This window comes from Rhizocola hellebori (assembly GCF_016862955.1).
Lineage (GTDB): Bacteria > Actinomycetota > Actinomycetes > Mycobacteriales > Micromonosporaceae > Rhizocola > Rhizocola hellebori.
Genome location: NZ_BONY01000046.1, coordinates 1 through 20,448, shown reverse-complemented (window position 1 = coordinate 20,448; position 20,448 = coordinate 1). Strand labels below are relative to the sequence as shown.

The window sequence follows — 20,448 nt, the reverse complement described above, 5'->3', positions numbered from 1 at the left end:
GACGCTGAGATTTACGGGGCAAGAAACGAGAGGAGATTCCAACGTGAAGAAACGCTTCATGGCGCTCGTGGTGAGCGCGGTGGCGGCACTCAGCACCGGCCTGGTCGCCACGCCCGCACATGCGGTCGTCGACTGCCACGACAGCTGGATTTCGGCCGGCTCGCTCGGACGGGTTCAGGTGTGCTATCCACACGACTACTACTCACCGCAAACCCTGCAGACCGCGGCAACCTTTGGCTACTTCTATGTCAACGTCCACGACTGGACGAACGACGGTATATCGATCTACGTCGAGTACCAGCTCTGGGGCTCGTCCGTGTGGTTCGCCATACCGAACAGCGGTGACGACTACGGCGGCCCGGCCGCGTCGTCAGATGTCGTGGTGAACGAGTTCAACAACGGTCAGCCGATCAAGTATCTCCGTGTGCACGAGGCCGGTCACGGAGCATTCAGCTACCTGTTCAAACCTATCGAAGGCGCTGGCTCCGGCAACGGCTGCGGGCTGGAGAACATCGCTGGGGATCTCATAGGTAAGTGGCGAGACGGCTACATCGTTCCGAATTGTCCAACCGGCGCCTACTAGGCTGCTGCACGGCTCAGCGTGCTGACTGAACACGAGACCAGCCGCTTGCCCCAACCAACAAGCAGCGGAAGTGGTTGGTCCTCTTCGTCGTCTGTGGTGGTGGGGGAGCGGTTGCTCTCGTGTCGGTTTTCGTTAGCAGCGCGCCAGATCCGGTCATGAGCCGGCTGCCGGTCATTGGGCCGCGTGTGCGGCGAGGAAGATCTGGGCCATCGCGCTGGCCAGGTCGGCGGGGTCGTTTGAGGCGGCGGCCCGCCCGCCGGTGGCTCGGGAGATTTCGTTCAGCGCCGCCATGTCGGCATCGGCTCCGTACCCGATACAGAACACCGGAACCGGCCGCTGGGGATCGCGAATGGTGCTGAGGCGGGACAGGAACTCGGTGCGCGGCATGGCGAACGCGGTGTCCTGGTCTCGTCCGTCGGTGAGCGCCACCACCATGGTCACGGTGCCGGGCTTGCTCAGTTTCCGCATCGCGTCCACTCCGCGCAGCACGGTTTCATACAGCGGAGTGCCGGCCTTTTCATACGCGGTATAGCTCTGTGCCATGCGACGCACCGCTTCGCGACGCGGGATGCCGCGCAGAGGCGCGTCCAAAGGACCGAGCGAGACGGCTTCGACGTAGGGCGGGATGTTGGGTGCCGGAGTCGCGAAAAGCCATACGCCCACACTTGTGTCGAGGCCGAACAGCTCTGCGGCCTGCACGCCGGCCGTGCGCAGCAATGCTGCTTTGGTGGTCAGCGATCCGCTGCGATCCCTTACCTGGTCATTCATTGATGCGGATGCGTCGAGAAGGATGAGGACCTGGAATTCTTTTCGCTCGTACCTGGCCCACTGCGCGGCGCGGCTGGTGACGAGGATGGGATCGGAGGGGGTGGCCGCAGCGGCCGGGTATCTCGCCAGCAGCCCGTCGGCGAGCGGAGGGTTCGTCGGCGTTGCTGTGGGCATCGTGTCTGACACCGGCCGGAATCCGTGCTCGCGCACCGTGGCGGCAAAGGAGCCCGAGTGAAAGCGTTCGACCAGTCGGGTGGCGAGGTCCTTGAAGTGGCGGTCGGACGCGGCGGCTGGCGCCAGTACCAGCGGATAATCGGCTTCCATCAGCCCATCTGGATATATGGCGGCGAGCGATATCCCTGGCTTCTTCGTCTGGTACGCCCAGACCGCCTGCTCAGTAACGGGAAAGGCGCCGATGTCCTTCGCCGCGGCCGCCGGGTCGGACAGCGACTCCAGTCGTTGCAGCAGCACGGCCGGGTCGGCGCTGGCGTCAGCCAGACGGCTGCGCAAGGTCAGTGCCCGCATCTGGGCGATGCCCTGGTCCGGCGTGGTCTTACCCATCGCGGCGTGCACGCTGAGCATTGCGAGCAGCCCGGCGGCGTCACGCATCGGGTTGCCCATGCTGAAGCGGAGCTTGCCCCCGACGGTCGCCGTGGCGAGCTCGGCCCAGCCCGCCTGGCGTTGCGGCCAGCCGAACGCACCGGCCGCGGGCTTGGGCACGGCGACCACGATGGGACTGCGAACCAGCGATGCCGCCTTGTCGACGAGCAGCACGTCAGGCGAAGCTGAGGCGGGCGCGGCCGACGCGGCCGACGGCCCGGCAGACGCTTGCGGCGAAGGTGCCAGGCGCAGTAAGGCCGATGAGGCCGGCACCATACCGTCGAGCTTGCCACCGGTCAGGATTGAGCCCGTCTGCCCGGGCTCTAGCGGCGTTATCGCCACGGTCGGGCAGGTAGCGCCGTCGACATCCGATGCGGCCCATTCGACCAGCGGCACCACTTCCGGCGCCACGGCGAGCCGCAGCAGCCGCTGGCCCGCGCATCCGGTGGGAGCGGCGGATTGTTGTCCATCGCCGATAATCCATCTATCAATTCCGAAGTAGATTCCGGCGCCGAGCAGCACGAGGGCGAGCGCGCCCGCGATATGGCGGATCCCGCGCGGCAGTCTGTCGGCAGGGCGGCGGTGTGCCGGCTCACCAGGTGCCGGCTCTGGGCTCGAGGGTGCTTCGGGGGGCTGGGCGGCCGATACCAACGGCCGTTCGGGCCACTCCTGCACGAACGGCGACGGCGGATCTCCCTGTCCGTACTGCTCGCCTTCCTGAGCCATGCGAGGACGCTACAACAGCCATGCACGAGCCAACAGAGGTGACCATCAATTGGTTTCAAATTTTTGCATATGAATGTGTCAGGCGACGACGGGATATCCGATCTCGTCAAGGTCACTTGCGAGGGCACCCAGGTCTATTCCGGGGTTCAGCGCGAGCACCACTTCGTCGGTGAGCGGCACGCAGCTGTACACGTGTGCCACCGCCTGCGGATCCGCCTCGATCTCGAAATACTCCGCCGCGTAGTTCAGGTACGTGTCGGGCGAAGCGTCGGTGAGGATGCCCAGCAGCCAATCTGCGCCATCGGGGTCGAGGTCCTCCGGGTCGGCCGCCGAATAGTCGATGTCGCCGATGCGCCAGCGATCGTCCTGCGGTTGCCGCCACAGGCAGAAAGTGGCCAGAAGCAGACCCTCCATGCCGAACGCGGGCTCGTCGGCCTGCGCCCGGAGCGCGTCGGGAAGATTGTTCAGCAGGCCTGGCCACAGCGCGCGGGGTTCTTGCCGCCACGGTGACATCGATGACTCATGCGCGAAGCCCCGGATGAACGCGCCTTCCGGCGTGAACACGATGAAATAGTCGTCGCCCGATCCATTGCGCATCGACGCCATCTCCTGCCCGTCACTCCAGCGCCGGTTGTAGGAGTAGTAACGAAACTCCCACTCCGGACTCAGAATGGCGTCCAGTACAGCCATCGATCGACAGCGATTCTTGAGGGTGGCGATGTCGGGCAGGCGCCGGACCATGTCGGTAACAGGCACCTTCGAATTCAACCACGACCGGTGTAGATTTTCGGGATGACCGAGACCAAAATGGATTTTCCAGAGGTCGACAAGCTTCTCGGGGAGCTTTCCCGGGCACGGGACGCGGTCGGCGGGGGAGCAAAGAGTTTCGGCGAGGCGTCGGAGACGCTGGGCTGGAGCAGTTACACCACGGCGATCGGAGGGTCGGTCGGCAGCTGGAGCATTCCGCAGCCGGAGTTGGTGTTCGGCGACACGGAGGGAGGCGGACAGTGCTGGTCGGCCCACTACGAATGCAAAATCGTGATGGACACGGTGTTGCCGGCCTTCGCCAACACGCTCGACTCCGACATCGAGCGGCTCAAGACGGCGGTGATGCTGTTCCACCAGACCGATGGTGAGAACGCCGACCGCATGCTGCAGGCGGCCCGGGGCGGCCTGGACGTCCTCACCGCCCACCTGAGCACGGGCGCAAACCCTGAAGGCGAAGCCAATCGGGCGGGGCAGCTGGACAAGATGTTTGGCCAGACCGGCAATGACGCCAACGCCACCTTGGTGACGGGCGACTTCAACAACTCGCCCACCGGCGTCGACACGCCCTTCGGAAAGTCGCTCAATCAGTACGGGCAGCACGGTTTCGACGTGCACGCCGGCGACCTTCACGACGGCCAGGGCGGCACCTCGGCGAGCCACCTGCCGATCGACTACGTGATTCCGCGTGGTGTCGGCTCCACCGAAGCCACCCGATGGGGCCGAGATGAGTCCGATCACGACGGTCAGGTGGTCGATGTGACCATCCCCGACTGGTAGCCGCTCAGTCCACCTGAATGTGGACCTTGGTTGCCGCGCGCCCCTCCTCGGAGTTCTCACCACTGAGCGGAATGACGGTCTCGCCGCTGGTGGAAACGCCGGGGCGGGTGCGCACCACCACCGCGTTCCCAGCGTCCTCGCGGCCCGGGAAAAGGCCGTCGCTGAGGTGCCAGCCGCGGTCGGCCTTGCCGAAGTGGACCTCCCAGTGCTCGCCCGGCGCGGCCCGCTTGTTCAGCTCCTCCTGAAGCTCCTCCGCGTGGCTCTTCCAGACCTCCTGAAGCGTGGCCACGTCCACGTCGCCGTTGATGATCCGCTCGGCGAGGTCGGGAATGTCGTCGGACTGCGTGCCCTGGTCGGTCATATAATGGTTGCCGCCACCGCCGCCCTGGATGTTCCAGTTGAGCACGCGCAAGGTGCGCTTGTTCCAGGTGGTCTGCCAGGCGCGTAGTGGCCCCACCGCCTCCTTGAAGATCGCAGCCTGCGATCGCAGCTCACTATCCACACGCGACCGGATATCACGGGCGGCGCTGATGGCGTTGTTGACCAAAGTCGCCTGGCTGTCGTCGCGGGGTTGAAAGGTCAGCTGGCCGGCATTGGCCAAGACCGGGACGTCGGCCAGCCTGTGCCGCTCGTCGTCGAGCAGGCCCTGGTTGCGGCGCAGCACCGCCGCGCAATGCCCGAGCGCGCGCGACACCCGCTCCGCCAGCTTGCCGCTCTCGCCGAGGTCGGTGGTGAGGGTGAGGCGATGCTTGTCGAAAGCGTCGGCGGTCTGCCCCGTCCAGAATTCCCCGTCAACCACCCGGTTGGCGGCGCGATCGACGGTGTCCTGTGCTTCGTCGAGCATCCCGGCCTGCGCCTTCCACGCCTGCTCAAGGGCTTCCAAGGTCGCCGGGTTGGCTTTTAGGTCCCACACGTCCGGGGTGGTGATGTCGGCCATGCCGCGACTTTAAACCAGTTGTCGTTTTTAGACGGTCCCATGCGGCGTCACCAGGGCTGGGACCGCTTTGTGGACAAGGTCGATCCGGGGCGATGTCAGCGCCAGCCCTCGCCGGTAACCGGTCTGAAGGAAGATGTTGTGTGCCGCCTGCAGCTGCGACAGCGCGAAGGGGGATCCCTGCGGTATGGCGATGGCGCCCTGGGTGGCCTGTGCCTGTGCCCCGATCACCCGATACCCGTTGCGGCGGGCCAGCTGAGCGGCCTTCGCCGCATGGTGGGCCGCCTCATCGAAATTACCGGCGGCGAGATGGGTTTCGGCAAGCAGCGCATGGTTTTCGGCGCGCTGATAGGTGACGTTGTGGCGTTGGGCTAGCTGGATAGCTTTGGTGAGACTGGCGATCGCTTGGTGGTGTCGGGAAAGGCGATGGTGGACAGTGCCCGACACCGACTCCACCGCGATCGCGGCGGTGGGGCTGACGACCGGTGACGACCGGTCGAGCATGGCGCGGGCCTTGGCCGCCATCTTCAGCGCCTGCGCGAGGTGGCCACGATCCCGGCTGCAGGCGGCAAGCAACGCGATGGTGTGGACGGTGTCCGTGTCGCGGCCGAGTTGCTGGTAGGTGGCTAGTGCGCTGGTGAGGCAGTCGTGCGCTTGATCGGTCAGGCCCAGATCGAGCGCGGTGTAACCGGCGCTGTACATGGCCGTCGCCTCGTTGACCGGCGACCGCTGCTGGCGGGCCAGCTTGTGCGTGTGCAGGAAGAGTTCCAGGGCCTGGGCAAGGTGCCCCAGCTGATGCAGACAACCGGCGAGGTTGACGGCGGCGGCGATGGTCCCGGCCGCGTAACCGATGTGGCGCACCAATTCCAGCTCCTCGGCGAAGCAGGCCGAAGCGTCGCCGGGCCGTCCGCGACCCAGCAGGACGGCGCCGAGGTTCGCTATGCACGCTGCCCGCAGCTGCGGCCAGTCGATCTCGTCACACCTGCGCAGGGCCACCCGGTAGTGATCCTCCGCGGCGTCGTAACGCGCGTGTACGCGATGGACATCGGCCAGACACAAAGCGGCGAAGGCTTGCGCGGCGATCGGTCGGGCCTGCCGGGCGGCTGCGCTGAAGACCGCTATGCCTTCGGCGAAGGTGCCGCGGCCGAGCAGATAGCCGCGCAGGAGAAGGGCCAGGTGCCAGGCCGTGGTGGGCTGGGTTTCGCCTGCCGGCCTGGTCGCGGCCGCGATGAGGTTGTGCCGTTCGGTGTCGAGTTGCGCCAGCGCCTGCTCGCGATCGGCGGAGGACGATGTGATCGGTGAGCGGCCGGTGGCCCTGATCGCCAGCTCGGTCTGCTCCGGGCAGAGCACCGATGAGGCCTGGTGCGCTATTGCCAGGTACCAGTCGAGAAGATTTTGAAATGCTTCACCACGGGTGGCTGGTGCGTCTTCGGTGGCGGAAAGGTCTGCGGCATAAGACTTTGCCAGGTCATGCAGGCGATAGCGGCCGGGGCAGCCGCTTTCCACCAGATGAGCGTCTGTCAGCCGGTGGAGAAGATCGTCGGCGACGCCGAGCGGTTGCCCTGCCAGCGCGGCCGCGGCCGTCGCGGTGAAATCCTCGCCCGGAATGACCGCCAGGAGCCGAAAGAGGCGGCGCGCCGGACCGTCCTGCAGGTGATACGAGACGTCGAACGCGGCACGGACGCTGTGCTGGGAATCGCCGAAGTTCTCTAGCGCGGTGAGGCGATGCATGTCCAGCAGCCGGTTCTGCTCGGCAATGGTGCGCTGCGGGTGATGTACCAGATCGGCAGCGATGATGCGCAGGGCAAGCGGAAGGCCGGCACAGTGCGCCACCAGCCGCTGGACGCCTCCCGGGTCGGCTTCCAGCCGCTGCGGCCCGGTCAGTGCGGTGATCACTTCCACCGACTGTTCAGGGTCGAGAGCCGGCAGCGGCAGCGGCATGGCGTTGTGGCTGGCGGTCAACCCGGCCAACGTGTGCCGGCTGGTGATCACGATGAGACCCGCGGTGAAGCAGCCGGCCAAGCGACGTGCATCATCGATGCTTTGCACGTTATCGATGACGATCAGGACTCGTTTGTCCGCTGTCAGCTGGCGCAATGTCGCGGCGGCGTCCTCCTCGACCTCCGGCATCGCGTTTCGCGAGACGCCGAAGGCGAGCAGAAGATGCTGAAACGCCCGAACCCTGGCCGGTGTGCCGTGGTCGTGGTCGCCACACATGGTGACGTAGAGCGCGCCGCCCGAGAACGCACCGACCTGCCTGGCCGCCCAATGCGTGGCCAGTGCGGTTTTGCCGATGCCGGCCATGCCGGTGATGACCGCCATCGAGCTCTCCCTGACCGGTGTGCGGTCGGCGAGCTCGGTGAGCCTGCAAAGCTCGGCCGTGCGGGCGCGGAATCCCGCCGGAGCGGCGGGAAGGGTGACCGGCCCGGCCGATCCGGTCGCGATCGGGGCCGTGCCCTCCACGTGACGCCGGGCGACGACCCAAAGGTGGTGCAGGGTAACGGTTTCCTCCTTGCTCGCCGAGGCCGCCTCGGCCAGCCGCTGGACCACCACGTAGTCGGACGGCACCGCCTGTCCCCGGCAGTAGCGGTGCAGCGAGGCCCTGCTGAGATAGCACACCCTGGCCCAGTCGCGCAGGTTCAAACCCGCCCTCACCTTGACCGACCGCAACGCGGCCGCGAAGTCGTCAGTGGCCCCCGTGTCGTTCATAGACCCTCCCGTTGAGCTGCCGCGGGTGCCTCCGCATCGAAGCATCCACACTTCACACGGTTACGGCCGCCGATCGGTGGCGACATCTTGTCGTGTTGGGACAGCCACAGTCCCGTACGCTGCCCCGACGCCGCCAAGTTGGGACACAGCACGCGCGGCTTTGTTCCCAAACACCCCATATGTCAACCTTCAGCAACTACATCGCTCATTTGCCGCGCCGACGGCCCCTCTGGCAGGTTCTCGCTTCATGAAGCGATCGTTTGTCCTTAGTGGACTCCTCGCCGTCGCGACCAGCGCCGTGGTCCTCACCTCCGCACAGGGCGCGTCCGCCGCCAACTGTGTGCCGGCCAAATCCAAGTCCGGCATCACCGGATACGCCTGGTGCTCAAGCGGATCGAACTACATCAAGGTCCGGCTCAAGTGCCTCGACCAGCGCACAGACCTCATCACCACCCACGACGGCCCCCGGATCTGGTCGGCCGGCAGCAGCCAGCAGTCCGTAAAGTCCTGTCCCAGCAGCAACTACGTCATCGACAGCTACTCGGCCATCGTCGGCTAGGCCATGAGCCATGGAGCGTTCGTATCGGTGTTGATACGAACGCTCCACGGCAGTTGGGCCTTCACGCAAGCATCGTGTCGTTGCTGGCATGTGCTCTGACCACGGATCTAGCGGCGGCGGGATTTCGCGCGGCCCCGCCATTAGCGAAGAATTTACATATATGGCAGTCTCGGGTGTGAGATGCACGCGCACCGAGTCAATTGGAAGGACTGCCAGATGAACCGACGCCAAGCATTGACCGGCCTCGCTGCCACGGCCGTGGGGACCGTGCTGGTCACGCCCGGAAGTACCCAGGCCAATGAAGGCGACGATCGCTTCCCAACGTTGATCCCGCTGCCTGACAACTTCAACCCCGAGGGCATCGCCATCGGCGACCGCCCGGTGGTCTACTGCGGATCACTTGCCAACGGCTCGATCTACCGCGCCAGCCTGGTCACCGGGCGAGGCGCCCTGCTTCCCGCGGCTGCACCTGGTACCCCCTCGGTGGGTATGAAAATCGACGACCGCGGCAGGCTATTTGTTGCCGGAGGCCCTGCGGGCAACGGCCGCGTCGTGAGTGCCCGCGACGGCAGCGTCCTTGCCGCTTACACATTCCAGACCGCACCCACGTTCATCAACGACGTCGTGGTGACCCCGCGCGCGGCCTACTTCACTGACTCGATGAAGCCGTTCTTGTATGTGCTCAGGCTGGGCCGCCACGGCTCGCTGCCAGGCGGCTTCACGGCACTGCCGCTCAGCGGCGATCTCGTCTACCAGGCCGGCTTCAACGTCAATGGCATCACCCGCACCCCCGACGGGCGGGCGCTATTAGTCGTCCAATCCAACACGGCGTCGCTTTTCCGCGTCGAGCCGACCACTGGCGTGGCCACCCGAGTCGACCTCGGCGGCGCTGCGCTCACCGCGGGCGACGGGTTACTGCTGCTCGGCAACTCGCTTTACGTGGTACAGAACCAGCTCAACCAAGTGGCGAAGTTCCGCATGTCCGACAGCGGTCACTTAGGCCGCCTCGTCGGCACCGCCACCGATCCCCGCTTCCAAGTGCCCACCACCGTCGCGGCCTTCGGCCGCCGGCTGTACCTGCCCAACGCCAAATTCGGCGCGACCCCGCCCGCCACCACATTCGAGGTGATCGGGATCCCGAAGTTCTAACCAACCCCGTGACAACGACGTCCCGCCCGCCGCGCCAGGTTGGCGGGACGTCGATCGTTCAACACGCTCCAACGGGGACCGGTGTGAGAGAGTGATCTGGTGAACCGACTCGGTAGCGCGACCTCGCCCTACCTCTTGCAACATGCCAACAACCCGGTGGATTGGTGGCAGTGGGAAGAGGAAGCGTTCGCGGAGGCCAAACGCCGCGATGTGCCCGTGCTGATCAGTGTGGGATACGCCGCTTGCCACTGGTGTCATGTGATGGCGCATGAGTCGTTTGAAGACGAGGCGGTTGGACGGCTCGTCAATGAGGGTTTCGTGGCGATCAAGGTTGATCGCGAGGAGCGGCCCGATGTGGACGCGGTTTATATGCAGGCGACCCAGGCGATGACCGGTCAGGGCGGGTGGCCGATGACGGTCTTCGCCACCCCTGCGGGGGAGCCGTTCTTCTGCGGCACCTATTACCCGAAGGAGCAGTTTTCGGGGCTGCTGCGCGCCATCGGCCAGGCGTGGCGGGATCAGCGTGAAGACGTGGTGGCGCAAGGGATTCAGGTGGTGGAGGCGATAGCCGGAACACCCTTGCGCGGCGAAGCCGAGATTACTTCGGGCCTGTTGGACGCGGCGGCGGCGTTGGTGGCGCGTGGGCACGATCAGGTGAACGGCGGGTTCGGTGGCGCGCCGAAGTTCCCGCCGCACATGGTGTTGCATTTCCTGCTGCGCCAACAGCTTCGGGCCGGTGATGGGGGGTCGCTTGAGATCGCCCGGCATACCTGTGAGGCGATGGCGCGGGGCGGGCTCTTCGATCAGGTGGGTGGCGGTTTTCACCGCTACACCGTGGACGCCACCTGGACCGTGCCGCACTTCGAAAAGATGTTGTATGACAACGCTTTGCTGCTCAGAAACTATACCGAGCTGTGGCGGCTGACCGACGATCCGATGGCCGCTCGGGTGGCCGGGGAAACAGCTGATTTCCTGCTGCGCGACATGCGAACAGCCGAAGGCGGCTTCGCGTCGGCGCTCGATGCGGACACCGATGGCGTGGAAGGCCTTACCTACGCCTGGAACAAAGAGCAGCTTTTGGGGGTACTGGGTCAGCCCGACGCAGATTGGGCAGCCGATCTGTTGGGCGTGACCCAAGAGGGGACCTTCGAGCACGGTCTGAGCGTGTTGCAGCTCAAGCGGGACATCGATGACGCCAGCGAAGAGCTGAAGCACAGGTGGCAGACCATCCGCGAGAAGCTTGCCCGGGCGCGATCGGAAAGGCCGCAACCGGCCCGCGACGACAAGGTGGTCGCGGCGTGGAACGGCTTGGCGATCACCGCGCTGGTGGAGAACGCGAGGCTGACTCAGCGTCAGGAGCTGGCCGATGCCGCGGTCAAGGCGGGCGAGCTGTTGCGAGATCTGCACTTCGGCGAGGGCCGGATCCGCCGGGTGTCCAGGGACGGCAAGGCGGGTGAGCCGGCCGGGGTGCTGGAGGACTACGGCTGCGTGGCCGAGGCCTTCTGTGCGCTGCATCAGCTGACCGGGCAGGGACAGTGGCTGGAGCTGGCCGGAAGTCTGCTCGACACGGCCACGGCAAGGTTCGAAAACGGCGCCGGCGGGTTCTTCGACACAGCCGATGACGCCCAAAAGCTTGTCACCCGTCCGGCGGACCCGACCGACAACGCGACCCCGTCGGGGCTGTCGAGTCTGGTGACCGCATTGATTGCCTACTCCGCGCTGACCGGCAGCGTGGAGCATCGTCAGATCGCGGAGCGAGCGCTCGGCACGGTGGGTGAGCTGATCGCCAAGCATCCGAGGTTCGCCGGCTACTCCGCAGCAGCCGCGGAAGCCTTGGTCAACGGCCCGGTGGAAATAGCCATCGCCGTGCCGCCACCCGCCAGCCCGGCAGGCCCGGCAGGCGGAGGTGCGGCGGGGGAAGGGGCGCAGGCGCTGGTGCGGGCTGCGCTTTGGGCTGCGCCACCGGGGGCGGTGCTCGTGGTGGGGGAGCCCGATCGGGTGGGGGTTCCGCTGCTGGAGGGCAGGCCGTTGCGGGACGGGCAGGCGGCCGCCTATGTGTGCCGCGGGTTCGTCTGCGATCGTCCGGTGACGACAAGTGTCGAACTCACGACAATGCTCCGACGTTCGGGTGATGTAAGCGGCTAATCGGACAAACGTGGCTAGGCTGCTTGCTCATGGCTGGCCTTGCCGCACTGCTCAGTTTCGGCTCCGATCGCACCACCACCCAAACCCTCGCCGCCCTCAGCGAAGCGCTGGCGCCGCGCGGGGATGGTGAGGTCATCGTCGGGCATGGCCCGGCGCGGCTGCTGGTCAGAGCCGGGATGCCCAAGGTGTTCGAGGCCGATGGGAATGCGATCATCGTCGATGGCATGGCCGAGCTTTCGAGCTTGCTTTCCCGGTACCAGAGACAAGGTCCCCAAGCTCTGATTAGCGGCCCGAATCCGTATGCGCTGATTCTGGCCGATTCCGATGGTCTGGTGCTCGCACGCAATCTGGATGGGCCGCCGCTGTACTACGCCCGATCGCGGGGTGCGGTGATGGTGGCGAGCGAGCCGACGGCCCTGCTCGCGGCGGGCATTGCGGCCAAGCCGAACGACGCGGCGGTGGCCCGGTTCCTGGCCACCGGGGCGTGCGATGAGGTGGCAGCGACGTTCTTCGAGGGCATCAGGCGGGTGTTGCCCGGCCAGGTGGTGGAGGTGTCGCGGCACGCCGGATCGGGCGGGCAGGCCGATGGCTGGGCCATCAGGGCGCATCCGCCGCTGGCGGCCAAGCCGAGTCGCGCTTCGGGCAGGATGGCTTTGCTTGGTGCGCTTGGGGATGAGCGGACCGGGGTGGTCATGCTCGGGGCGGGTCAGCAGGACGTGGCGTTGCCGACCGCGGCCATGCTCGGGGCGGCCCTGGCCGAACGGGAAACGCATCGTGCCGTTCCGGTCTATTCGTCCTACATGCCTGGGCAGGAACGAGCGCACGAAGCGTTGCTGGGCCCCATTTCGGAGGCATCTATCCGGCATCGAGCGCTGCCGCTGTACACAGATGAAATTGATGTTGATGGTTTTATGATCGACCTGGGCGAGCCGGTGCCGGGTCTGGCCGCCTACCTGCTTTGGGCGATGGCGCGGGCCTGCGGCGGCGAGGTGGACACGCTGCTCACCGCGATCGGCTGGCGTGGCCCGGCCGCGCATCTGAGCCGGCTCAGCGACCGGATCGCGGCCCGCTATGGCTTGACCCTTCGTTTTCCCTATCGGGAATTGGACGGGTCCGACCCGAACGCCCGCGCGGAGTTGCAGGCGCTCGCGGAGCGCACCCTGCCGCACGCTTCGATGCGGGCGGCTGTCCGGGCCGATGGGCTTGAGCCGGCCCTGCCCGAGGTGTTGCAGCGCTTACGTCCCGAGCTGGCCACCACGCTGCTCTACCCGAAACACGGGACGCGCGATGACGCGGCCCTCGCCCGGCTGTGCCGGCTAGGCCGGGCCAGCGATCCGGACCTCGACCGGCTGTGGCGGCACTATGTGCTTGAAAGATGGCTCAGTGTCGTGGTTCGCCCGGAGCGTGTGGCGGTGCCGGCGAGCCGTCCCGCGCCGGAGGCGATTGTGGCCGGGCGCTGGCAACGCCACCTGATCGGGACCGAGCAGCTGGGGCCGCAGGAGCGGATCGCCGAGAAAATCGCTTGGTATGTAGCCGAATTCGTCAACACGGCGGCGAAGCCGACCAGACTGGCGATGCGCCATCCGTGGTACCTGATGATCGTCGCCAAATCGATGGCCGTCGCCGCGGGCCGGGCCATCCCGGTGTGGACCATCACCCCCGGCCGCCTGGCCGGGCTGCTGGCCAAGGCGGCCAACGGCACCAGGCATCCCGACCCGTGGAGCATGCAGGTGGCCATCGATGAGGCGGGCGGAATGCGGATGGGGCTAGCGGTGGCCTGTGCCCGCTTGGGAAAGCGCTCCTGGTACGACCGGGTCAGCGGCGTCGCCGCCGTCGCGGTGAGCCCGCCGCGCGAAAACGCTTGCCCGCCCGGCAATCTGGCCGTGATCCCGCAGCCGGTCGACGGCGACCGCAGCGCCGCGGAGATCGTCAGCGCGCTACGCAGATTGCTGCCGGACGAGGTCGCCCAAGCCCTGGGCGGATGTGCGATCGTCGGCGTGGACGCGACGGGAGTGACCCAGTACGGGTGGGACGGCTCGGCCGAGCCGGCGCCCGAGCTGCTGGCGAAACTGTGCGCGGACAACCCATTCGGGCAGGGTGACGAGCGCACACCGCTGCTCGTGGCGACCATGGCCGGCTCGCGGCAGGGCGCACAGCAGCCGGGCCGCAAAGGCGGTCGCCGCCAGCCCGCGAAGCGCAGATAAGAGTACGGCCTACGATGGGCTGCGATGACTGACATGAAAAGAACCGGAGCTTCGCGCTCATTGCCGCTCCACCATGTCGCTGGTGGGGGTCGCAGGTGAGGAGCCGCAGCGGGCTGCCCGTGGTCGGCATGATCGGTGGCGGGCAGCTGGCCCGCATGACCCATCAGGCGGCAATAGGCCTGGGGCAGTCGCTGCATGTGCTCAGCGAGCAGGCCGACGACTCAGCGGCGCTGGTGACGCCGGAGACCCGGCTCGGCAGTCATCTGGACTTGGCCGCGCTGCGTTCGTTCGCCAAGGAGTGCGACGTCGTCACGTTCGACCACGAGCATGTGCCGGGCGACTACATCCGGGCGCTTTCCGCCGAGGGCGTCAAGATCTTTCCCAGCGCGGAGGCTCTGCTTTACGCGCAGGACAAGCGCGCCATGCGGCAGCGGCTCAGTGAGCTGGGGGTGCCCGTGCCGCGCTGGAGCCCGATTGCCGGTCCAGCCGATCTGGCTGCCTTCGGGCTGCCCGCCGTGGTGAAGACCGTTCGTGGCGGCTACGACGGGCGCGGCGTATTCATGGTCACCGAAGCCGACATGAGCTTGCCCGACGTCGAGCTGATCGCGGAGGAGCGGGTGAATCTGCGCCGGGAGCTGGCCGTCCAGGTGGCCCGTTCGCCCTTCGGGCAGGTGGCTGTCTATCCGGTGGTCGAGACGGTGCAGCGCGACGGGATCTGCGTGGAGGTCCTCGCCCCGGCCCCGAACCTGCCGCAAAGGCTTGCGGTTCAAGCACAGCAGCTCGCCATCCAGCTCGCCAAGGAGCTGGATGTGGTGGGATTGCTCGCGGTGGAGCTCTTCGAGACCGACGACGGCATAGTCGTCAACGAGCTGGCGATGCGTCCGCACAACTCGGGTCACTGGACCATCGAGGGTGCGCGCACCTCCCAGTTCGAGCAGCATCTGCGGGCGGTGCTCGACTATCCGCTCGGCGACACCCGGCTCGCCGCGCCCGCAGTGGCCATGGCCAACGTGCTAGGCGGGCCGGTTGGCGGTATGGGCATCGATGAGCGGCTGCATCACCTGATGGCCGCGGAGCCGGCGGTCAAGGTGCATTTCTATGGCAAGCAGGTGCGCCCGGGGCGCAAGATCGGCCATGTCACGGCGCTCGGTGACGACATGGCAGACTGCCGGGCGCGGGCCGCGCGCGCGGCGCATTGGATCCAATTTGGAGAGTAGCTGTGACGATCGTCGGCGTGGTAATGGGTTCCGACTCCGACTGGGCCACGATGCAAGGGGCGGCTGAGATCCTGGCCGACTTCGGCGTGCCCTACGAGGTGCGCGTCATCTCCGCGCATCGCACCCCGCAGCTGATGCTGGACTACGGTGCCGAGGCGGCCCGGCGCGGGCTCAAAGTGATCATTGCGGGCGCAGGTGGGGCGGCCGCGCTGCCGGGCATGATGGCTTCCGCCACGGCGCTTCCGGTCATCGGTGTTCCCGTGCCGCTCAAACATCTGGACGGGATGGACTCGCTGCTATCCATCGTCCAGATGCCCGCAGGGATACCGGTGGCGACGGTATCGATCGGTGGCGCGCGTAACGCCGGTCTGCTCGCGGTGAGGATTTTGGGCGCACACGACGCCGACCTGCTGGCCAGGATGGAGGCCTATCAGGCCTCCCTGGTGGAGATGGTCGCCGACAAGGACGCCAAGCTGCAGGCTTCCCTTTAGCGGAAGCGGTTGTAGCGTTCCACCGCGCGGCGGCGGCGCTCACTGCTCGCGCCGAGGATCACCAGCACCACACCGGTGATGCCCACGGCCAGCCAGGTCCAGTCGACCAGGGTCAGCGCGTGGAACGCGGTGATGGTCAGCACCACCGAGCCGATGGTGACCGGTGCCCGCTGCTGGTTCTGGGAGCCGAAGGTGAGCACCGCGCTTCCCGCGAGCAGCAGCACGATTTCGCGCCACCACGGGCCCTCGTTGGCCAGCGCCATCACCACCGTCGGCCCGAATCCGGCGATCAGGGCCGGGCCGTAGGCGGCCCAGCTGCCCAGCTGTGGCCGCTGCTTGAGCTCGATCAGGCCGACCCAGAGCGCAAGCAGCGCAAAGGGAACGCTGTAGACCTCGATGATGTCGAAGGTGATGTCGTTGCTGCGCAACATGAGCCACCAGGCGGTGATCTCGGCGGCCGCGGCGGCCCAGAACAGGGTGCGGCGCTGCTGCACGGTGCGGCTCGGGCGGGTCGCGGTCATGCCCAGCACCGCGCCGAAGGAAGCCAGCAATCCCGCGACGTGGACCGGCGAGCGAACCGCAAGCGCGAGGGCGATAACGCCGGCCGTGTAACCGGCCCACTCCATCGCGCTGGCCTCCGGAATGGACCCGGGCCGGGTGAAGCGGGGGAGCAGGGCGGCAGCGGCGAGCAGGGCCGTGCCCACCGCGAGTACGGCGAAGGCGGCCCACTCCGGCTTCGCGCCGATCCGCAGGCTCACGCTGAGCACGAGCAGCTCAGCCGCGACCGCGCCGCCGAGCCAGCCGAGGATGCGAGCGCGCTGCCGGCGGCCGTAAAGCGCCGCGGTCAGGCCGACCAGCACCGCTCCGCCGAAGGTGAAGATGGTCATGCCCGGGGTGGCGAGCGCTCCGGCGAGCCCGGCGCCACCGCCGATGAGGCCGATGATGAGCACCGCCACCCGAAGCGCGCGGACGCCGTTGGTGGACTCGTCGTCGATCGGCGGCTCGGTCAGCGCCACACTGAGCATGCAGACCGTGAAGACCAGCAACCCGGCCATCACGCTTGCGGGCCAAGGCATCCCGAGGCTGACCGGCGTGATCAGGATGGTCAATGCGATGCCCGGCACCACGACCGAGACCGCCCGCGTGATTCCCCCGCCGAAGCCGACCGCGGCCAGCGAGGCCGCGATGGTGAGCAGCAGCGCCGTCAGCACGGCGACCCCGTCGACGGTGAAGTCCAGCGGCGGTGGCGGGCCTTTCCAGACCGCGTTCAGCGTGTCGTAGGGCGTGATCAGCGCGGCGCGTAGCGCCGGCGCCAGCGAGCCGATCGCGATGAGCGCGGGCGCCGCCGCGAGCGCCGCGGCCATCGAACCGGGATGGGTGGGCCACAGCCGTGCCTGGCTCTGGTCAAGGCTGGACCGCCACAGCCGGCGTCCGGCGTCGCGGGCCGGCCTGTCCTGAAGCAGCGGTTTGACGCTGGCGCGCAGCAATTCGGCAACCACCACCAGCAGCACGGAAGCCGCGGCGTAGACCCCGGCGGGCCGCCCAGTCACCAGGGCGAAGGCGGCGACCAGGGTGGTGGAAACGGCCACCCCGACGGTGGCCCAGCCGAGATAGGCAGCCATCGACTCGCGCCAGAACGCGAGGATGGCGAGGCTGGCCGCGGTGGCCAGAATCGTCGCGGTGTAAGCGGCATCGGCCGGGCTGCCGGTGCTGGCGACGTAGACCGCCACCGCCGTGGGCGCGGTCAGCAGCGCGGCGAGCACGCCGGTGCCGCCCACCACGTCAAGATGTGACGGGGGCAGCCCACCCTCCACAATGGACATCTTGGAAATCGATGCGGCCAGGCCCGCCACAGCGGCGCTCACCAAGCCGATCGTGGCCAGCGCGGCCGCCGTCGTCCACATCATGGCCAGGCTGGCGGCCAGGGCGTGCAGCGCGACGATGACTGCCACGGCGAGTCGCGCATAGCCCGCACGCGTGTCGACAGCGACGGTGGCCGCGACCGCGTAACAGGTCGCGATGGCCAGACCGAGCAGGATGGTCGCACCCCAAGGCCACCCGAACGAGGCGGGGGCGCCCACGGTCGCCAGCACCACCGCGGCCGCGGCCGCGTCGTAGTTGCGCGGCCTTGGCAACGCCACCATGGCGGCGATGGCGAGCAGGATCAGCGCGGCCGGTGCCTGCCAGCCGAACGGGACCGTCACCGTCCTTTCCGGCGCCATCGTGCCCCACAGGTCGCCGGGCGCGGTGAGGGCCTGAATCCCCCCGGCGAGCGCGGGATAGCCCGCCACCAGCCCGAGCACACCGCCGGTCAGGCCCGCCCCCACCGCGGGGCCACGACGCCACGCCTCGGGAAGCATCCGGATGCCAAGGGCCACCACGAGAACCGCGGTGGCGGCCATGACCAGCCACAGATCTGGAGAGTAGAGCTCGGCCGCGCGGGCAAGCGAGCCGATGGCCGCTGCGGTCACCGCGGCGGCGGCGATATCGGCCCCGTCGAGGAGCCGGTCGGCCCGGCGACCCTCGTCTATGGACGGAGCGAGCGCCAAAAGCACGGCGGCCACCAGCAAAAGCGCGCCCACCCCGGCGTCGAGCAGGTCGGCGTTGTCGACGCCGAAGGCAGCGCCCGTGATGACCAGCGCGCCGAGCCCGGTGCCGACGGCGAGCGGGGTGCCGATACGGCGATGGGCCACCAACCGCACCGCCACCATCGCCAGAGTCGCGCTCGCGGCAAGGAATCCGGCTGTCAGCGCGGCCGATGCTGGTACCCCATCGAAAAGCGTCATAATCCCGGTGGAAACCGCGCCCGGTGCGGCAAAGGCGGCCGCACCCGTGGCCGTATCGCCGAGCCTGATCGTCTCCGGCGTCTGGGGAAGACGCTTTTGAGCCTGGGCCAGCAGCACTCCGGCGACGGTGAAAGCGGCCAGCACACCAGCGGTGGACCAGGGCGCGGCCAGCGCGACCGCCAGCGCGGCCATCCCGGCCAGCACGCTGGCGGCGATGTGGGCGGTGGCGGCGTGGTTGGTGGTGACCGCCCAGCCGACAGACTGTCCACTCTGGAGCGAGCCGACCCCGATGCCCACGGCGAGAAGCGCGATCGCCACCAGCGTGAGCACCCAGATGCTCGCCACCCAGCCCAGCCCGAGCGACACCGGAGCGGCCAGGCCGGTCAGCAGCGCCCCGGCGACCGCGCTTTCGCGGCGAAACGCGGGCGGCAAAGCGAGCGCGGCGGCTCCAGCCAGCAGGCCGATGGTCGCCACCAGCTGCCAATGCGACTCGGCGCGGGCGGCGAGATTGGCGTCCCAGTGCGCCAGATCGGCCTTCCACATAGGCATCGCGACCAGAATCGGCGCCATCGCGGCGCGCAGCACATCGGCGATGACGAAAATGCTCAGCACCGCGACCGCCGCGGCCGAGGCAAGCTGCGGCCCGCGGCGCGAGGCGTGCGGCAAAGCCCGGACGGCGACACCCGTGCCGAAAACGACGACGGCCACGACAAGCGCGGCCTGCTCGGGGATGGCGACAAGAGCAACCCGTGCCGCAGCACCGATCACCGCAAGGGTGAGCGCCCCGGCGGCCACATCGCCGAGCGGCCGGCGGCGCAGCATCAAGGCCCCGAACAGCCCGACAACGCTGACCAGGAGCAACGCCAGCGCGGCACGCGACGCTCCAGCCACATCGGTCGGCTTGAGCAGCGCGGCCAGCGCGTAAACCGCGGCCGAGCCGATGGCCACCCCGTGCAACACCCAGCTGATCTCCCACAGCCAATGGTTGCTGCGGGTGACCGGGGTCGGTGTAGGACGGTGGAACAACTCCAAACCACGCGCGATAAAAGCGTTCTGCGCGGCGACCACGGCCAGCACCACAGCCCACGCCGCCGGCGTGTCCACGTAGTCGTAGACCAGCAGCGGCAGGATCGGCTGACTGAACAGGACCAGGGCGTAGCGGGCCGAGGTGAGCGCGGTGGCTTGGTGGAAAAGGAAAGCGACCACAGTGCTCGCCGCGAAGATGAGCCCGTAGACGACGGCCTTGGTTGATCCGCTCGCTTGGAAGGCAGGCAGCTGGGCGACCATATAGCCGTCGATGGGTACCAGGCTCAGCCCCACCACCGCAAGGGATTCCGCGGTTGCGGACAGGCCGCGCCGCACCAGAATCGACGGGAAGATCAGCAGACCGATGGTCACGATGCCCAGCACGCTCAGACGTGCACCGGGCGGAGCACCCGACTGCTGTTCGAAAACCGCGAAAATGACCGCGGTCACGGCCAGCAGCAGCGGCCCAAGTGCCAGCAGCACATTCTGGATCAGGCGCGGCGAAGCCTCTGGCTGATCCTCGGGAAGCGGCGCCACGCGGGCCCCACCCGGCGGCCTCGGCTGCTTGGGAAACCGCTGCTGCGGAGGCGGGAACGGCGGCGCTGCCGTCGTCGCGCTGGAATCAGAACGGCGCGACCACGGCCGCTGCTTGGGCGCGGTCTTCGTCTGACGCTCACGCTCGGCATTGGTCAGCAGATTGCGCTGATGCATCGCGGCTTGCAGCTGCTGGCTGTTCTTCTTCATGTCGCTGAGCAGCTGGATGTCTCGCTGCTTCATGTCCGAGATCGCCTTGTTGATCCGGCCGATCTCGGCGTGCAGCACCTCAGGTGTGTTGCCGCACTTCGGGCAGCGAGCAGAAGGGTCTCTCAGCGAGCCGCAATTACTGCACCGCGTGGTGACACTCTGGTCGCCAACTGTGTCACCCACGGCCGCCACCCTCCAAAGAGTCTTCTCAGATCGACTCTCCTAGAGGATGGCGGGCGACGCAAGTACTGTAATTCTGGCG

The 20,448-nt window shown here is 67.7% G+C and carries 13 protein-coding genes; 8 read left to right on the top strand and 5 right to left on the bottom strand.

The features are described from left to right. The first annotated feature begins 43 nt into the window (after nt 1-43). On the top strand, nt 44-583 hold the full coding sequence (locus tag Rhe02_RS31010; protein WP_203911963.1) for a hypothetical protein: 540 nt from the start codon (nt 44-46) through the stop codon (nt 581-583). A 171-nt stretch (nt 584-754) separates the two neighbouring features. Here Rhe02_RS31010 and Rhe02_RS31005 read toward each other — a convergent pair whose 3' ends face one another. Continuing rightward, nucleotides 755-2,677 (bottom strand): VWA domain-containing protein, encoded by a 1,923-nt coding sequence (locus tag Rhe02_RS31005; protein ID WP_203911962.1) that lies wholly within the window; start codon nt 2,675-2,677, stop codon nt 755-757. A 78-nt stretch (nt 2,678-2,755) separates the two neighbouring features. Next, the gene (locus Rhe02_RS31000; RefSeq protein WP_203911961.1) at nt 2,756-3,433 is read right to left on the bottom strand and encodes a hypothetical protein; all 678 of its coding nucleotides are present in this window, start codon (nt 3,431-3,433) and stop codon (nt 2,756-2,758) included. A 36-nt stretch (nt 3,434-3,469) separates the two neighbouring features. Here Rhe02_RS31000 and Rhe02_RS30995 point away from each other — a divergent pair, with 36 nt between their 5' ends. After that, nucleotides 3,470-4,222, top strand: a complete 753-nt coding sequence (locus tag Rhe02_RS30995) for an endonuclease/exonuclease/phosphatase family protein (RefSeq protein ID WP_203911960.1) — start codon at nt 3,470-3,472, stop codon at nt 4,220-4,222. Between the two features lie 4 nt (nt 4,223-4,226). On the opposite strand, the gene Rhe02_RS30990 is transcribed toward Rhe02_RS30995, so the two are convergent. Both Rhe02_RS30990 and Rhe02_RS30985 read right to left on the bottom strand, forming a co-directional pair. Continuing rightward, nucleotides 4,227-5,159, bottom strand: coding sequence for an endonuclease/exonuclease/phosphatase family protein (locus Rhe02_RS30990; protein WP_203911959.1), 933 nt, complete (start codon nt 5,157-5,159; stop codon nt 4,227-4,229). Between the two features lie 27 nt (nt 5,160-5,186). Continuing rightward, nucleotides 5,187-7,865: a tetratricopeptide repeat protein gene (locus tag Rhe02_RS30985; RefSeq protein ID WP_203911958.1), complete on the bottom strand. Its 2,679-nt coding sequence runs from the start codon at nt 7,863-7,865 to the stop codon at nt 5,187-5,189. Nucleotides 7,866-8,112: 247 nt separating this feature from the next. On the opposite strand from Rhe02_RS30985, the gene Rhe02_RS30980 reads away from it, so the two are divergent. The 6 genes from Rhe02_RS30980 (at nt 8,113) to purE (ending at nt 15,630) form a co-directional block, all read left to right on the top strand. Next, nucleotides 8,113-8,424, top strand: a complete 312-nt coding sequence (locus tag Rhe02_RS30980; protein WP_203911957.1) for a hypothetical protein — start codon at nt 8,113-8,115, stop codon at nt 8,422-8,424. Nucleotides 8,425-8,640: 216 nt separating this feature from the next. Beyond that, nucleotides 8,641-9,573 carry an SMP-30/gluconolactonase/LRE family protein gene (locus tag Rhe02_RS30975; protein ID WP_203911956.1) on the top strand — a complete coding sequence of 311 codons (933 nt, stop codon included), beginning with the start codon at nt 8,641-8,643 and terminating at the stop codon, nt 9,571-9,573. A gap of 99 nt (nt 9,574-9,672) precedes the next feature. Beyond that, nucleotides 9,673-11,718 carry a thioredoxin domain-containing protein gene (locus Rhe02_RS30970; protein WP_203911955.1) on the top strand — a complete coding sequence of 682 codons (2,046 nt, stop codon included), beginning with the start codon at nt 9,673-9,675 and terminating at the stop codon, nt 11,716-11,718. 29 nt (nt 11,719-11,747) lie between these two features. Beyond that, nucleotides 11,748-13,922 carry a class II glutamine amidotransferase domain-containing protein gene (locus tag Rhe02_RS30965; protein ID WP_203911954.1) on the top strand — a complete coding sequence of 725 codons (2,175 nt, stop codon included), beginning with the start codon at nt 11,748-11,750 and terminating at the stop codon, nt 13,920-13,922. Nucleotides 13,923-14,017: 95 nt separating this feature from the next. Then, on the top strand, nt 14,018-15,139 hold the full coding sequence (locus Rhe02_RS30960) for a 5-(carboxyamino)imidazole ribonucleotide synthase (protein ID WP_203911953.1): 1,122 nt from the start codon (nt 14,018-14,020) through the stop codon (nt 15,137-15,139). A 23-nt stretch (nt 15,140-15,162) separates the two neighbouring features. Continuing rightward, entirely contained in the window at nt 15,163-15,630 is a 468-nt protein-coding gene (purE, locus tag Rhe02_RS30955; RefSeq protein WP_373320733.1) for a 5-(carboxyamino)imidazole ribonucleotide mutase, read from the top strand. Here the strand turns inward: purE and Rhe02_RS30950 are convergent. Next, nucleotides 15,627-20,369 (bottom strand): zinc ribbon domain-containing protein, encoded by a 4,743-nt coding sequence (locus Rhe02_RS30950; protein ID WP_203911951.1) that lies wholly within the window; start codon nt 20,367-20,369, stop codon nt 15,627-15,629. The genes purE and Rhe02_RS30950 overlap by 4 nt on opposite strands. Nucleotides 20,370-20,448 lie beyond the last annotated feature (79 nt).

Coding starts and splice junctions, on each gene's coding strand:
- Rhe02_RS30990 (WP_203911959.1), bottom strand. CDS start 5,159: ATGGCCGACATCACCACCCCGGACGTGTGGGACCTAAAAGCCAACCCG.
- purE (WP_373320733.1), top strand. CDS start 15,163: ATGGGTTCCGACTCCGACTGGGCCACGATGCAAGGGGCGGCTGAGATC.
- Rhe02_RS30985 (WP_203911958.1), bottom strand. CDS start 7,865: ATGAACGACACGGGGGCCACTGACGACTTCGCGGCCGCGTTGCGGTCG.
- Rhe02_RS30975 (WP_203911956.1), top strand. CDS start 8,641: ATGAACCGACGCCAAGCATTGACCGGCCTCGCTGCCACGGCCGTGGGG.
- Rhe02_RS30980 (WP_203911957.1), top strand. CDS start 8,113: ATGAAGCGATCGTTTGTCCTTAGTGGACTCCTCGCCGTCGCGACCAGC.
- Rhe02_RS30965 (WP_203911954.1), top strand. CDS start 11,748: ATGGCTGGCCTTGCCGCACTGCTCAGTTTCGGCTCCGATCGCACCACC.
- Rhe02_RS30995 (WP_203911960.1), top strand. CDS start 3,470: ATGACCGAGACCAAAATGGATTTTCCAGAGGTCGACAAGCTTCTCGGG.
- Rhe02_RS31005 (WP_203911962.1), bottom strand. CDS start 2,677: ATGGCTCAGGAAGGCGAGCAGTACGGACAGGGAGATCCGCCGTCGCCG.